Origin of the sequence: Hamadaea sp. NPDC050747 (assembly GCF_040654195.1) — a bacterium.
Classification (GTDB): domain Bacteria; phylum Actinomycetota; class Actinomycetes; order Mycobacteriales; family Micromonosporaceae; genus Hamadaea.
On record NZ_JBFAHM010000010.1, the window covers coordinates 354081 to 368643 of the forward strand.

General features: G+C 70.4%; 15 protein-coding genes. 9 read left to right on the top strand and 6 right to left on the bottom strand.

From position 1 onward, the window contains the following. Positions 1–230: 230 nt before the first annotated feature. The gene (locus AB0H43_RS25450) at positions 231–1442 is read right to left on the bottom strand and encodes an MFS transporter (protein WP_360003034.1); all 1212 of its coding nucleotides are present in this window, start codon (positions 1440–1442) and stop codon (positions 231–233) included. A gap of 64 nt (positions 1443–1506) precedes the next feature. Here AB0H43_RS25450 and AB0H43_RS25455 point away from each other — a divergent pair, with 64 nt between their 5' ends. Further along, on the top strand, positions 1507–2475 hold the full coding sequence (locus AB0H43_RS25455; RefSeq protein WP_360003036.1) for a DUF5937 family protein: 969 nt from the start codon (positions 1507–1509) through the stop codon (positions 2473–2475). Here the strand turns inward: AB0H43_RS25455 and AB0H43_RS25460 are convergent. Then, a complete protein-coding gene (locus tag AB0H43_RS25460; protein WP_360003037.1) occupies positions 2472–4064 on the bottom strand; it encodes a glycoside hydrolase family 71 protein in 1593 nt (530 codons plus the stop codon). The genes AB0H43_RS25455 and AB0H43_RS25460 overlap by 4 nt on opposite strands. Before the next feature lie 92 nt (positions 4065–4156). Here AB0H43_RS25460 and AB0H43_RS25465 point away from each other — a divergent pair, with 92 nt between their 5' ends. Together AB0H43_RS25465 and AB0H43_RS25470 are read left to right on the top strand one after the other, a co-directional pair. Further along, positions 4157–4921 carry a metallophosphoesterase family protein gene (locus AB0H43_RS25465; protein WP_360003039.1) on the top strand — a complete coding sequence of 255 codons (765 nt, stop codon included), beginning with the start codon at positions 4157–4159 and terminating at the stop codon, positions 4919–4921. Between the two features lie 71 nt (positions 4922–4992). Further along, the gene (locus AB0H43_RS25470) at positions 4993–5910 is read left to right on the top strand and encodes a superoxide dismutase (protein WP_360003040.1); all 918 of its coding nucleotides are present in this window, start codon (positions 4993–4995) and stop codon (positions 5908–5910) included. Positions 5911–5926: 16 nt separating this feature from the next. Here AB0H43_RS25470 and AB0H43_RS25475 read toward each other — a convergent pair whose 3' ends face one another. Next, positions 5927–6532, bottom strand: coding sequence for a TetR family transcriptional regulator (locus tag AB0H43_RS25475; RefSeq protein WP_360003042.1), 606 nt, complete (start codon positions 6530–6532; stop codon positions 5927–5929). Between the two features lie 54 nt (positions 6533–6586). Here AB0H43_RS25475 and AB0H43_RS25480 point away from each other — a divergent pair, with 54 nt between their 5' ends. Both AB0H43_RS25480 and AB0H43_RS25485 read left to right on the top strand, forming a co-directional pair. Beyond that, entirely contained in the window at positions 6587–7642 is a 1056-nt protein-coding gene (locus tag AB0H43_RS25480) for an FAD-dependent oxidoreductase (RefSeq protein ID WP_360003043.1), read from the top strand. A gap of 285 nt (positions 7643–7927) precedes the next feature. Beyond that, a complete protein-coding gene (locus tag AB0H43_RS25485) occupies positions 7928–8458 on the top strand; it encodes a GNAT family N-acetyltransferase (RefSeq protein WP_360003045.1) in 531 nt (176 codons plus the stop codon). Between the two features lie 104 nt (positions 8459–8562). On the opposite strand, the gene AB0H43_RS25490 is transcribed toward AB0H43_RS25485, so the two are convergent. After that, the gene (locus tag AB0H43_RS25490) at positions 8563–9237 is read right to left on the bottom strand and encodes a hypothetical protein (protein ID WP_360003047.1); all 675 of its coding nucleotides are present in this window, start codon (positions 9235–9237) and stop codon (positions 8563–8565) included. A 99-nt stretch (positions 9238–9336) separates the two neighbouring features. Between AB0H43_RS25490 and AB0H43_RS25495 the strand changes: the two genes are divergently transcribed. The 3 genes from AB0H43_RS25495 to AB0H43_RS25505 all read left to right on the top strand — a co-directional run bounded on the left by AB0H43_RS25495 (position 9337) and on the right by AB0H43_RS25505 (position 11234). Continuing rightward, entirely contained in the window at positions 9337–9828 is a 492-nt protein-coding gene (locus AB0H43_RS25495; protein ID WP_360003049.1) for a DUF402 domain-containing protein, read from the top strand. Beyond that, on the top strand, positions 9828–10577 hold the full coding sequence (locus AB0H43_RS25500; RefSeq protein WP_360003051.1) for an NRDE family protein: 750 nt from the start codon (positions 9828–9830) through the stop codon (positions 10575–10577). The genes AB0H43_RS25495 and AB0H43_RS25500 overlap by 1 nt, the downstream gene beginning before the upstream one ends. Positions 10578–10673: 96 nt before the next feature. Beyond that, positions 10674–11234 (top strand): YceI family protein, encoded by a 561-nt coding sequence (locus tag AB0H43_RS25505; RefSeq protein ID WP_360003053.1) that lies wholly within the window; start codon positions 10674–10676, stop codon positions 11232–11234. Between the two features lie 106 nt (positions 11235–11340). Here the strand turns inward: AB0H43_RS25505 and AB0H43_RS25510 are convergent, their stop codons facing one another. Further along, entirely contained in the window at positions 11341–11844 is a 504-nt protein-coding gene (locus tag AB0H43_RS25510) for an XdhC family protein (protein WP_360003054.1), read from the bottom strand. 61 nt (positions 11845–11905) lie between these two features. Here AB0H43_RS25510 and dusB point away from each other — a divergent pair, with 61 nt between their 5' ends. Further along, positions 11906–13045: a tRNA dihydrouridine synthase DusB gene (dusB, locus tag AB0H43_RS25515; RefSeq protein ID WP_360003055.1), complete on the top strand. Its 1140-nt coding sequence runs from the start codon at positions 11906–11908 to the stop codon at positions 13043–13045. Between the two features lie 145 nt (positions 13046–13190). On the opposite strand, the gene AB0H43_RS25520 is transcribed toward dusB, so the two are convergent. Further along, positions 13191–14543 carry an FAD-binding oxidoreductase gene (locus AB0H43_RS25520; protein WP_360003057.1) on the bottom strand — a complete coding sequence of 451 codons (1353 nt, stop codon included), beginning with the start codon at positions 14541–14543 and terminating at the stop codon, positions 13191–13193. Between the last annotated feature and the right edge of the window lie 20 nt (positions 14544–14563).

Here is a 14563-nt window from a genome sequence, read left to right on the forward strand (position 1 = left end):
GGTCCGGGCGAACTTCCCGGCCAGACAGCCGCTTTTGTGCATCTGAGCGCGCTCGGATCGCCGCGTCGGCCCCATTCCCGCGACATCATCGGCCGCCATTCCCCGCGTTATCCGGGATAACGCGGGCTTGACCGCGCCGAAAGACAGCGTTATCCCGGATAACGCGAAACCGCCCAACGCGCGGCCCGATGCGCGGCCCGACGCGCGGCCCGACGCGAACCGCGAGGGTGTCAGGGGCGCCAGCGGGTGAGCGGGCGGAGCGAGGCGACGGCCGCGACCAGCCGCACCACCCCGGCCACGATCCACGGGGCGGCCAGCCCCCACCAGCCCGCGACGAGGCCGCCGAGCAGCGCCCCGATCGGCTGCGTACCGAAGGCGAGGAGCAGGCCGACGCTGGCGACCCGGCCCATCAGCTCGGCCGGGACGGTGCGCTGCCGCAACGACATCACGGCGACGTTCCACAGCGACGCGCTGAACGTCGTGATCGACGCCAACGCCGTCAGGGTCACGATGTCGTGGGCGTACAGGCCGAGGACGATCATCGCCGTCGGCGTGACGAACAGCGTGGTCAGCACCGTACGCCGCCCGCCGAACCGGCCGACGATCCGCGCGCTGAGAAAGCTCCCGAGGACGCCTCCGACACCGGTCAGCGCCACGACCACGCCGTACGCCGCGTCCGAGACGCCGAGCCGGTCCCGGACGAACAACACGAAGGTCGCCATCGCGAGGAAGTTGGCGAGATTGGCCACGCCCGCCAGCAGGGAGAGCGTCCGGAGCAGCGGATGCGAGGCCAGCCACCGGACGCCGACCGCGATCTCGGACCGTAGCGCCCGCCGGTCGGCCACCCCGGGAGCGCTCCGCGAAAGCGAGCGGACCAGCAACGCCGAGACCAGGAAGGACGCCACGTCCACCCAGAACGGCAGCCCGGCCGCGACCGAGAAGAGGAACGCGCCCAGCGGCTGACCGAGGAACTGCCGGTTCGCGAACAACGCCGCGTTCTGCCGGCCGTTCGCCTTCTCCAGGCCGGCCGGGTCGACGACGACTGGGAGCAGCCGTTGGCCGGACACTTTCGCCAGCGTTTCCGCGAGGCCGACCGCGAACGCCACGGCGTACACGGCGAGGATGCCACCCGAGCGCAGCATGACGAGGACGGCCAGCGCGCCGATCAGGAGGGCCTGGGCGAGCTGCACGAACGACAGCGTCCGGCGGGCGTCCAGCCGATCGGCCAAGGCTCCGGCCGGGAGCGCGGCGAGGAGCCAGGGCAGCGTGCCCCAGGCGGTCACCCCGGCGATGAGCTGCGGATCTGTGGTCATCGTCGACGCGAGCAGCGGAAGCGCGGCGAGGAAGGCGCCGTCGCCCAGGCTGGAGATCGCGCCTGCGCTCCACAGCAGGCGCCAGTCGCGTCGCGAGCGCCGGACCGGGGTTCCGAGAAGAGCCGTCATGCCGGGGATGCTGCGGCGGGCCCGCCGGAGGCCGCCACGATTTAGTGAGCGCTAAATTGGGTCCATGTCGCTGCGGATCCCGATGGACGGGCTCGAACTGGCCCGCGTGCGCTTCGGCGTCTCGCCCGCGTACGAGACGGTCTTCGCGCTCGCGGCGCTCCAACGCCCCGGCGTGCACGCCGTCCACCTGCCGTGGACCCGGTGGGCGCGGCCGCGGCTACCCGCCGGGCCCGGCGTGGACCTGCTGCTGGACCTGGTCGCGAACGACCGGTTCAAGCCCGGGTTCCTGCTGCCCGCGCCGGATGTCCGGCTGCCCGCGCTCAGCGACGAGCTGCGTCGGATCAAGGCCGTTTCGGCCTCCCGGGTACGCGAAGAGCTGCGGACGCTCCACGTCGACACTCCGAGGACCCGGCGCTTGGCGGAGCGCCCCCGGGAGGGCGTACGCCTCGCGGCGGACGCTCTCGAGGCCTGCTACGAGGCGTTGATCGCACCACATTGGACGCGTATGCGCCGGGTGCTGGAGGCCGACATCGCGTACCGGGCCGGGCTGCTGGCCCAGGGCGGCATCGAAGGACTCTTCGCCGGGCTGCACGACGAGGTCCGCTTCCTCGACGGCGTACTGCACATCCATCCCCGGCGTCCGCCGCACGACAAGAAGCCGGTGCAGCTCAACGGCAACGGGCTGATCCTGTGCCCGAGCGTGTTCTGCTGGCCGCGCGTCACCGCGTCGGTACGCCCGGTCGCGGCCGGCACGTTGCGCTACCCCGCTCGCGGGGTCGCCACCCTCTGGGAGCAGCCCGAACCCGTCTCCGACGCACTGGCCGCGCTCTTCGGGCGTACCAGAGCGGAGATCTTGACGAGCCTCGCGCAGCCCGCGACGACGACGGACCTGGCCACCCGGCTGGGCGTCACGGCCGGGGCGATCTCCCAGCACCTGGGCGTGCTGCGCGGAGCCGGGCTGGTGTCGACCAGCCGCGATGGCCGCACGGTGTTGCACCTGCGGACCGACCGGGCCGAAGCCCTGCTGGCCTAAGCCTTTCCGCCGCAGGCGGTCCCGCCGCCCGCTCGATACATCATGTCCTGGTGGACGACCTTGGCCTTGATCGGCACCTTGCTCTGCAGGGCTTGGACGATCTTGCCGCCCCGCTGCAGCTCGAACGAGGGTGTGGTGCCGGGCACCATCGCGACCGTGAACGAGACCATCCCGGCGGCCGCGACGTCCTTGGTAGACACGGTGCCACCCTGCTTGATCACGAGCTTGCCGGGCGCGCTGAGGAAGGCGAGCAGTTCGACCTTGTTCGAGGCCCCGTCGCCGTTCGGGATGTGCATCGCGATCTGTTGCTTGCTCGTGTCGTAAGGCGCGTCGGTGCGGTGACTGCGGTGGAAGTAGTAGAGCGCGTCGCGAACCAGCCCGGGCTTCTTGCCGGTCTTGAACCACGTCGTGTAGTACGCGACCGTGTCGGCGACGGCGTATCCGCGCCCCTTCGAGGGGGCCATCCACGATTCGGTGTAGTCGTTCCAGGTGATCAGGGCGAGCCAGTCGGCGTCACCGGCGATCGCCTTCTCCATCATGGCCCGCAGCGCGCCACTGTTCGACGCCTCCCAATAGCGGCCGTCGTAGATCCGGGTGTCCTCGAACGCGATCGGCGCCATGTATTTGCGCCCGTTGGCGTGCGCCTCGACCGCACCCTTGCGGACCGAGTCCGCGCCGCCGACCCATCGGTTGCCCCACAGGGAGTAGCCGTAGACGCTGTTGTTCCAGGCGGCCGCCCGCACGTTCGGCGAGCCCGAGAGGAAGATCGGCACCAGCACACTCGGTACGCCGCTACCCGCCAGCGTCGTGCGGATGCCGTCCCAGAACGAGGCGGCGACGCGCTCCGGGTAGAACGGGGCGAGCACGATCTTCCCGTCGACCTTGTAGATCGCCGACTCGCCCTTCACCTTGAGCACGTCGGCGACGATCGACGCCTGAGTCGTGTTGGCGCCCTGCTGCAGATCGGGGCTGAGCATGATGCGGAAGCCGGGATCCACCGCCTTCGCCGCCGCCAGCATCACGGGCAGCTGCGTCCACCGGGCGTCCGAGCTGACGCTGTGATACTCCCAGATGAACCCGTCGAGCCCCATGTCGATCGCCTGGCGGATCTCGGTCTCGAAGTCCTTCTGCCGCCAGTCGCCGGCCAAGGGGGCTCGGGTCAGCGGCCGGTCCAGCATCTCCTCGCCCTGCTTCGTGCCGCTGGCGAGGCGGTCCGCCTCGGTCGTCCACTTGGCCCAGTAGTCACCTCCCGGGTCCTTGTTGTCGATCGAGATCGGATAGGGCGGGAAGTAGAAGGCGAACGCCTTCTTCTTCGACGCACGCAGCGTGCTGGTGGACGGTTTCGGGAAGGCGTACCGGCCGCAGTTGGTCGCGGGGACGACGCTGGGACTGGCCGTGGCGGTGGCGCTCGCACTCCCGCTGGGATCCGCCGACGCGTCGACCCCGGCCTCGGTGCCCTCGGCGCCCGTCCCCTGAGCGGTCGAGGCGGTGTCTCGCGTCGCGACCGAGCAGGCCGCCACCCCGGCTCCGGTCAGGAGCAGGACACCCACCAGGGCGGTTCCGGCGCTGATCAGCAAACGTTTACGCATGGCTCCGGGGGCCGCCTCTCTGTCCACTGAGGTCAGAAGTCTTCTCCCTGGACAGGTTCGCGTCAATGCCCGTCACGCGGCATCATCGCGGTATGACACCCCGCTACGGACCGGTACGCCGAGTCGCCGTCCTCGCCGACGTCCACGGCAACGTCCCCGCCCTCCGGGCAGTGCTGGCGGAACCGGACGTTCAGGCGGCCGACCTGGTCGTCTTCCCCGGCGACGTCACCTGGGGACCGGAACCGCAGCTGACGGTCGACCTCATCCGGGCGCTCGGCGACCGGGCGGTGTGCGTACGCGGAAACGCCGACCGGGCCGTCTACGAACTGGCCCGCCAAGGCCGCGAGCCGTCCGGCGAGCGCGACGTCTGGATGCCGCGGCAGCATTCGGCCGAAGCGATCGACTTCCTGGAGACCTTTCCCTTCACCGTCGTCGTCGCCGTCGAAGGACTGGGCGACGTCCGGTTCTGCCACGGATCGCCACGCAAGGACACCGAGTGCGTGACGCCGGAGACTCCCGAGGACCGGTACGCCGACCTGTCCGCCGGCGTACCCGAGCAGGTCATCGTCACCGGCCACACCCACCTCCAGTTCGATCGGGCGGTCGCCGGGCGGCGCAGCGTGAACTCCGGCAGCGTCGGCCTGCCTTACCACCTCCGCGAGCCGGGGACGGCGTACTGGGCGCTGCTCGGGCCGGACGTCGAGCTGCGCTCCACGCGGTACGACGTCCAGGCGGCGATTCGGGCGTGTGTGGACAGTGGCGACCCCCGGGCCGAAGTGATCACCGGATATCTGCTGACCCCACCGACCCCGGCCGAGGTCACCGCGCACGCCGAAGGGCTCGTCTTCAGCGACTGACAACCATTTTGCCGGGCCAATGGGTTTCCTTGGCGGCGGGCACGGGGTCCGCCGTCCAAGGAGGACTATCCATGCGCAGAAGGACGATGGTGACCGCGCTCGCGGCCGCCCCGCTGGCCGGGCTGCTCGGCGGGACACCCGCCCAGGCCGCCGGCGGATCCGCCGCCCTGCCGGAGGTCATCGACCTGCCCGACGGCTGGAATCCCGAAGGGATCGCGGTCTCGGGCACTCACTTCTACGTCGGCTCCATCGCGACCGGCTCGATCTACCGCGGCAGCCTGCTGACCGGACGGGGTGGCGTGTTCATCCCGGGACCGGCCGACGGCCACCTGATCGGCCTGGAGATCGACCGCCACCACCGGATCTGGGCCTGCACGGGCCCGAACGGCGGGGCGATCGTCTACGACGCGATCACCGGCGCTCAGCTCGCCGAATACCAGTTCGGCGGCGGCTTCGTGAACGACGCGATCGTGACCGAGGACGCCGTCTACTTCACCGATTCCCCCAGCGACCAGCTCTTCGTCGTGCCGCTCGGTCCCGGCGGCCGGCTGCCCGACCCGTCGGCGGCGTACGCGATCACGCTGCCGGGCGGGCTCGGCGAGACGGACGCCTTCAACAACGGCATCGAGACGACCCCGGACGGGCGGCAGCTGCTCATCGTGCAGATGGTCGCCGGGCGGCTGTTCGCCTTCGACCCCCGCCGGGGCACGGCCACCCAGGTCGACCTCGGCGGAGCCAGCGTCCTCAACGGGGACGGGATGATCCGGCGTGGCCGGACGCTCTACATCTGCCGCAACTCCGACAACATCATCGCGAAGTTCGCGCTCGGCCGGGGCCGGGCGGAGCTGATCGACGAGATCACCGATCCGCGCCTGCAGGTCCCGGCGACCATCGCGCTCTTCGGCCCGTACGTGTACGCCGTGAACGCGCGGTTCGACGTCGACCCGGCGCCGGACGTGACCTACAACGTCGTACGCCTTCCCGCCTAGCGTGGCTCCCGCTGGATCAGGGTTCCGGGTCGAATCTTGCCCCAAGATTCAACCCGGAACCCTGATCCAGCCCAGAAGTAACGGCGCGGAGGAAGGTACGGATGGAGGAGGCGGGGTCGAAGGTGGGGGTCGGGCTGGCGAGCTGATTCAGCAGCAGCCCGTCGACGAGGTCCAGCAGCATCCGGTAATGCCGCTCCGGTTCGGCCGAGCCGAGCGCCGCCACCAGCGGTACGCCCCACACTGCCAGCCGGTCTCGATTCGAGGCGATCCGTCGCTGCAGGTCAGGGTTGAACGCCGCCTCGTGGAAGATGGCGTACCGGGCGAGCGTGACGGCTCGGCCCGGGCCGGCCAGCTCTGTGATCATCGCCCCCGCCGCGGTCGCCAGGCCCTCCGCGTCCAGTGGCCGCGCGCCGCCAAGCCGGCCCCATAGTTCGGTCTCCCGGTCGACGAGCCGGTCGAGCACCCCGCTGATCAGGGCTTCCCGCGTACGGAAGTGGTTGGACGCCGAGCCCTCCGGCAGTCCGGCCTCCGCATCGACCGTCCGGTGCGTCAACTGCCGGAGTCCCCGGGTGCCCAGTACTTGAATCGCGGCGTCGAGCAGCTGCGTACGGCGATCACTCACAACCGCACACTACACCTGTAGTCAGCAGCACTACAGGTGTAGTACGGTCGGGGCATGACCAGAACTGCAGCGATCGTCGGCGGCGGCATCGGCGGCCTCGCGACCGCGATCGGCTTGATCGGCGAAGGATGGCAGGTCACCGTCTTCGAACGGGCCGACGACCTGCCCAAGACGGGCACCGGTCTGGGCATGTGGCCGTCGGCGATGCGTGCGCTCGACCGGCTCGGCGTCGGCGCGGCCGCCCGGGCGGCCGGCCGTCCGCAGGCCAACGGCCACCTCCGGCGGGACGACGGCTCGCTGATCGCCACCCTCGACGTCGAACGGCTAGCCCGCAAGCAGGGCGAACCCGTCTATCTGTTGTCCCGGCCGGCGCTGCTGCGCGTACTGGCCGAGGCGGTGCCCGACGGCGTCGTGCGCTTCGGCGAGCCCGTCACCGATGTCGACGCGCTGCGTCAGGCGTATCCCTTGGTGGTGGTCGCGGACGGCGCGAACAGCAGGGCCCGCGCGGCCCTCTTCCCGGACCACCGGTTGCGCTACGCGGGGGCCACGGTCTGGCGCGGCGTCACGGACCTCGACCTGGTCGCGGGCGGCGAATTCTGGGGCCGCGGCGTCAAGTTCGGCGTCACGCCGCAGGAACCCGGCAAGACCAACTGGTACGCCGTGCTGACGGTGCCCCAAGGCTACCGGCCGGCGGACGACCTGGCCGAGCTGCGGCACGTCTTCGGTGACTGGCCCGAGCCGATCCCCACCATCCTGAGCCGGTACGCGGAGACCGAGGTGCTGCACCACGACCTCAGCCACCTCGACCCGCCGCTGCCGTCCTATGTGGTCGGCAACACGGTGCTGATCGGCGACGCCGCCCACGCGATGACCCCGGACCTCGGGCAGGGCGCGTGCCAGACGCTGATCGACGCGGCGGCGCTGGCCGACTGTCTGCGGACGGAGGACGTCGCCGCCGGGCTGGCTCGATTCGACGCGCTGCGCCGCAGGCCGACGCAGAAGATCGCGGCCATGGCCGGGCGGGTCAGCCGCCTGACCCAATGGCGACGGGGATTGTGGCTGCGGGACCTGATCACCCGCGCGGCCCTGATCCCGGGCCCGCCCGCGTGACCGATCGGCGAAAGTACGCCGGAAAGGGTGCGACCCCCAGGGTTCCGCCTGATGCGGACCGGCTGGACTGAGCCGGAAAGCCCTGGGGGTCGGGTAGCTGCCTGGTATTCGCCACACCGTTGTCACACGGCCCTGACGAAGCAGTCAAGGACAGCGGCTAGCGGACAGCCACCTCACGAGTCCCATTGCTATACAGCTGGACCACCTCCTTTCCCGTGTACGTGCGAATCTACCCACGCGATCTTCACCCCCGCAACGTTGTTTTCCGGCTCTTAAGATCACGGGATGCCGCACCCCCCGGTGGAGTACGCCGAACCCGCCCCGTTCCTGGCCGCCCTCGACGATCTGGCCGAGGTCTACAGCGCCGCGTTCGCCGGTCCACCCTGGGACGAATCCGACGACCAGGTGCGTACCTTCGTAGCGTCGGTGCCCGACTGGACCGCCCGCGACGGATTCCTCGCGGCCTGGGCGCGGGACGGTTCCGGGATCGCCGGTTTCGCTTTCCGCGTACGCACCCCGGCCCCGGTGCCGTCGAACGGCTTCTACGGGATGCTTCGCGACCGGTTCGGGACGGTCGTCGACGACCTGGCCGGCACCGTCGAGGTCGTCGAGCTCGCCGTACGCCCCGACGCCCGGGGCGGCGGACTCGGCCGCACCCTGCTCACCACGATCGTCGACGGTTCGCCCGCGTGGCTCGTCACCCGGACGGCCGCCACCGCGACCATGGCGTTCTACGCCCGCCTGGGCTGGCAGGTCCGCGCCGAAGACGACGGCCTCGCCCTCCTCACCCACCCCGCCCTTTCTGCGCGATCATGAACTGTCGGTCGTGATCAGGCTGGAATCGTGTGGGTGGGTGGGCGGTGGCGTCGTGTCCGTAGCACCCTGATCGACTCCGCGAACAGCTGATCAACTACGGATGGTCAGCGGCGGCCCGGCCGCCGGAGGCAGTCCTGGGCGGCGATCCGGGCCTGCTGCGCCTCCCCGGCCGCCTCGGCCGCCTCGTCGGTCAGCGCCCGGGCGGCGACCTGCGCGATCTCGTACGCCTGCCGCGCCGAGCGCTCCAGCAGGGCGGCGGCGTCGTACCGGCGTCGGGCCTCGACGTCGTCCGCCCGAAGCCGGGTGAGTTCGTGCGACTGCTCCTCGTGGGTCGCGTCCCAGCCGTCGATCTGCTGCCAGAGGGTCTGCAGTTGCTCCACGGAGATGACCCCTTGCCGGTACGCGACCATCGCCGCGCGGGACGCCTCGCCGACCGGTTCACGGGCGGACACGGTTCCGTCGTCAAGGGACAGCCGTTGGAGGGCGTCGGCCAGCGCGTGCGCCGCCGTGACCTGGAGCCGATCGCAGTCGTCGCGGTGGTTCTCCGCGTTTTCCAGTTCGACGCTCGTCCGGGCGGCCGTGTCCGCCGCCTCCAGCGCCTTGGTGAACGCCGCCGCGGCGATCTCCTCCAGCTCGCGGGCCTCCTGGACCAGCGCCCGGCAGTCGGGGGACGGCTTGCGTACGGCGGCACCGCTCGACAGGAGCAGGGCGAGCGCGGCGACCGCGAGCAGGGCGGCGGCGAAGATTCCACCCCAGACGGTGAACGCCGACTCCGACACTCGGTGAGCGTATCGGGGGTGTGGCGAAAGTTCGACCGTTAACTATGTCTGCCGGACGAGCGCCGCCGGCCGGGTCCGGGGACGAGTAGCCTTCGGATCATGGCGCTCACTCCGGGTCGGGAAGTCATGGTTCGGTTGGTCAAATACGGCCGCGAGAAGCTGTCGTACGCCGCGACGGTGGTCGGCGACGACGGCACCCACCTCGCCGTCCGCGCCGAGTTCGCCGGCGACGACCCGAAGGATCTGGGATACGTCTGGTTCGAGCCCGGAGACGTCTTCACCGAGCATTACTGGCGCGACCGGTGGTACTCGGTGAAGGAGGTCGTCGCGGCCGACGGCGTACGCAAGGGCTGGTATTGCGACGTCTGCCGGCCGGCGGTCGTGGACGGCGACTCGGTGGTGGCCGAGGATCTCGACCTCGACCTGTGGCGGTCGGCCGACGGGACGAAGATCCTGCGGCTCGACGAGGACGAGTACGCCGCCAGCGGCTTGGCCGAGCGCGATCCGGACGCGGCCGCCCAGGCCGAACTGGCCCTCGACACGCTGGAGAAGCTCGCCCAGGACGGCTTCGACGACCTCCTGGCCTTCTGATGTGCACCGTCATCGTCAGCTTCGACCCTGACTCGACGGTTCCACTGCTCCTCGTCGGCGTACGCGACGAATTTCTCCAGCGACCGTGGCGGTTTCCCGGGGCGTACTGGCCGGATCGGCCGGGCGTCCTCGGCGGGCAGGATCTGCGGGCCGGCGGGACCTGGCTGGCCGTCGACCCGGCCCAGCCGTCGGTGTCCTGCGTGCTCAACGGCTTCGGGCCGATGGCCGGCGCGGACGGCCGCCGCTCCCGCGGCGACCTCCCGCTCGGGGCGCCCCTGACCGATCCGGTGCACTACGACCCGTTCCATCTCGTCCGGGCCACTGCTCTCGGCGTACACCTGTGGTCGTGGGACGGCCGTGACCTCGACGATCAGGAACTGTCCGCGGGCCTGCACGTCGTCACGAACATGGGCCTGGACGGGACGCGCGAGCGGGACGCGCCCGAGCTGGCCGTCACCGACATCCGGCAGCGGCTGGAGTTCTTCCGCCCGCGCCTGGCGGCGACGCGGCCGGAACCGGGCGACGGGCCGGTGGACGCGGCGTGGGCCGAGTGGTTGCCGCTGCTCACCGGGGCCGGGCTGGCTCGCGAGGACGCACGGGCGCTGCTCGTACGGCGGGAGTTCGGCGAGAACGAGATCTGGGGCAGCAGCTCGGTCTCCCTGGTCGCACTGCGGCGAGACGGCGTTCGGTACGACTTCGCCGCGGTTCCGGCGGCTGAGGACCGGTTCGAGTGGGTACGTGTGGCGTAGCTCACATGTGACCGACCGCGTGGGAATAGTTGACGATTCAAACACCTTCGGTAAGCTGTACCCGTTGGTTGAGAGTTCAACTATCAAGGAGATGCAATGACCACCGCTACCGCTTCCCTCGCCGAGCTGACCGGACAGTACGCCCTCGACCCGTCCCACTCGCGCATCGGCTTCACCGCTCGCCACGCGATGGTGACCAAGGTGCGCGGCGCGTTCAACGAGTTCGAGGGCACCGGCTACCTGGACGGGACGAACCCCGAGAAGTCCCAGGTCGCCGTCACGATCCAGGCGAAGAGCATCGACACGCGCAACGAGCAGCGCGACGGCCACCTGCGCAGCAACGACTTCTTCGACATGGAGACCTACCCGGAGATCAAGTTCGTCTCGACCTCCGCGCGCCAGGTGGACGACACCACGTTCGAGCTGACCGGCGACCTCACGATCAAGGACGTGACCAAGCCCGTCACCGTCCCGTTCTCGTTCGAGGGCGCGGTCAAGGACCCGTGGGGCAACACCCGGGTCGGCTTCGAGGGCTCCGTCACGGTCAACCGCAAGGACTGGAACGTGAACTGGAACGCCGCGCTGGAGGCCGGTGGCGTCCTCGTCAGCGAGAAGGTCACGCTGGAGTTCGAGCTGTCGGCGATCAAGACCGCCTGACGGTTCCCCTTCGCTCGCGATATCCGGGATAACGCGGCCTTCCAGCACCAGGGAGGCCGCGTTATCCCGGATATCGCGCATTCCGCAGCGGCCGGGGCGGCGCCGGTCAGAAGGTGAAGCCGCCGGGGCGGCCGTTCCGGTCGGCGATGAGTCCGGCCAGCGTCGAGATCGCGATCTCGGCCGGCGTCTTCGAGCCGATGTTGAGCCCGATCGGGCGGCGTACGCGGGCGATCCGCTCCGGCTCGACGCCGAGTCCGGTCAGCGCGGGAATGTGCTGAGCGGCATGATGGACGCTGCCCATCACCCCGATCCACCGGGCCGGGGTGTCCAGCGCCGCCCGGAGGATCTCGCCCAACTCCGGGCGATCGTGATCGGTCACCACGACGTCGGCCGTCGCGTCGGCGAACGACGGGTCGACGCTGCTCGCCAGCTGATGAGTACCGCCGATCCGGGCCAGATCGGGTTCGACGAGCACGGTCCGGTACCCCAGATCCCGGCCGAAGTGCAGGAGGAACTCCGCGACCGGCGAGGCGAAGACGGCGACGAGCGTACGGCCGTCCGGCTCGGCGGGGATCACACCCTGCGCCAGGTCACATGCGAGCGAGGTCATGCGGCCAGCGTAAGCGCCGTCACTTGCGGGGAAGGCGTACGCGTGTGGGATTCTTGGTGACGTGACCTTGCGGCTCGGCCCCTATCCGGTGGATCCGCCCGTGGTGCTCGCCCCGATGGCGGGAATCACCAACGTGGCGTTCCGCCAGCTCTGCCGTGAGCAGGGCGGGGGGATCTACGTCTGCGAGATGATCACCACGGTCGCGCTCGCGGTGCGCAACCCGAAGACCGAGAAGATGATCGAGTTCGCGCCGGACGAGAGCCCGCGCAGCATGCAGCTCTACGGGGTCGACCCGGAGATCACCGCCAAGGCCGTCCGCCGGGTGGTCGACGAGAACCTGGCCGACCACATCGACCTCAACTTCGGCTGCTCGGTCAAGAAGATCACCTCCAAGGGCGGCGGCTCGGCCATCCCCTGGAAGCGTCGCCTCTTCGGGTCGATCGTCAAGGCCGCGGTGGACGCCGCCGCTCCGGCCGGCATACCGGTCACGGTGAAGATGCGTAAGGGCATCGACGACGACCACCTGACCTACGTCGAGGCGGGACTCATCGCCCAGGACGCCGGGGCGAAGTGGGTGGCGCTGCACGCGCGTACCGCTGCTCAGCGCTACTCCGGTCAGGCCGACTGGGAGGCGATCGCCACCCTCAAGGAGGCGCTCGACGTCCCGGTGCTCGGCAACGGCGACATCTGGGAAGGCGACGACGCGCTGCGGATGGTCCGCGAGACCGGCTGTGACGGAGTCGTCGTCGGCCGCGGCTGCCTCGGCCGCCCCTGGTTGTTCGCCGATCTGGAAGCCGCCTTCCGGGCGCACGCCGCCGGTGTGCCGGCGCCGCCACGGGTGATGCCCACCCTCGGCGAGGTCGCGAACGTGATGCGCCGCCACGCGGAACTGCTCGTCCACTGGTGGGGCGCCGAGCGGGAGGCGGTCACCGACTTCCGCAAGCACGTCGCCTGGTACCTCAAGGGCTTCCCGGTGGGACCGCAGCTGCGGCAGGCGATGGCGATGTCGTCGTCGCTCATGGAGCTCGACGACCTCCTCGGCAAGCTCGACTTCGCCGCGCCCTTCCCGGAGGCCAACCTCGGGCAGCCGCGCGGCCGCACGAACTCGCCCGCCAAGGTCGTGCTCCCCTACGGCTGGCTCGACGACCGCGACTCCGACGCCGTACCGGAGGACGCGGAGCACGACGACTCCGGCGGCTGAGCCGCCTCGACTCCGGGCGGCCTCGCGGTGTCCTACTGCGACGCTGGATCAGGGATCCGGGTCGAATCTTGGGTCAAGATTCGACCGAGAACCCTGATCCAGCGCCTAAAAGGGCAGCGCCCGAAAGCGCGAAAAGCGTGACGGGTCAGGCGGGTGGGATGTTCTGGTTGCGCCGGAACAGGTTCTCCGGGTCGTACTGACGCTTGGCGGCCACGAGACGGTCGAAGGTCGCCCCCGGGTACGCGGCCCGCACCCGGTCCGGGTTGTCCTCGTCACTCACGAACCCGACGTACGCCCGGGGCGTACCGGTTTCGAGCTGGTCCCGGAACGCCGTGACCCACTCCTGCTTGGCGATCCGGTCGGCCGGGCTGGTGTACAAGGCCGCCAGGTTGACCATGTATGCCGCGTCCCGGTGGGCGAACGCGGTCGCGTCGGCCGGAACGCGGGCCACCGCCCCGCCGAGCGGCCGGATCTGGGTGACCCGCATCGGCGCGTCGCACTCCGTGAGCTGCTTGAGGATCGTGTCGACGGCCGCGCCGTCCAGCGAGTCGACGAACATGTTCTCACCGACCGCGGTCGGGCGAAAGGACGCTTCCTCCGGCGGGAACATCTCGGCGTATGCCATCGGCCGCACGGAGTCCATGATCGGGGTGGCCAGCGCCCGCAGCTGGCCGAGGATCTGCTCCGCCCCGTCGGCTGGGCCGGCCCACCCGAGCAGGGTCATCACCACGAGTCGGCCACGCACTTCTTCCGGGATGAACGGCGCGGGCGGCGCGGTCATCACGTTGATGATGGCCGACAGCTCCTCCGGCGCGGCCGAGGTGATCGCGATCGCGCCCGTGATCACCTCGGGCGTCGCGGGCTGCATGAGCATGCCGCCGACGAAGTCGCCGAGCTCGTGCAGGCGGTAGTGGAACTTCGTGACGACGCCGAAGTTGCCGCCGCCGCCCCGGATCGCCCAGAACAGCTCCGGATGGTTCTCGGCGTCCACCCGCAGGATCCGGCCGTCGGCGGTGACCACCTCGGCCGCGAGCAGGTTGTCGATGGTCAGGCCGAATTTGCGCGCCAGGAAGCCGATCCCGCCGCCGACGGTGATGCCGCCGATCCCGACGGAGCCCGTGTCGCCGAACCCGGTGGCGAATCCGTGCTGACCGACCGCCTCGGTGTATTCCCCAGCGGTCAGGCCCGAGCCGGCCCACGCCGTCTTGCCGTCCGCGTCGATCTCCAAGGACTTCAGTGTGCGTACGTCGAGGACGATGCCGTCGTCGACCGCGCTGTGCCCGGCACCGCTGTGCCCGCCGCACCGCACCGCCAGTGGCAGCCCCGACTCGCGGGCCACGGCGAGGGCGGTCGCCACGTCGTCGGCGTCGACCGGTCGCAGGATGACCGCGGGCCGCCGGTCGACATCCCCCGCGACGACCTGCCGCAGCTCGTCGTATGCGGAGTCGGCCGGCCGAACCACTTCGCCACGGAATGTGTCTGGAATCGAAAGCTCCATGTGACGGGATTCTGCCGAGG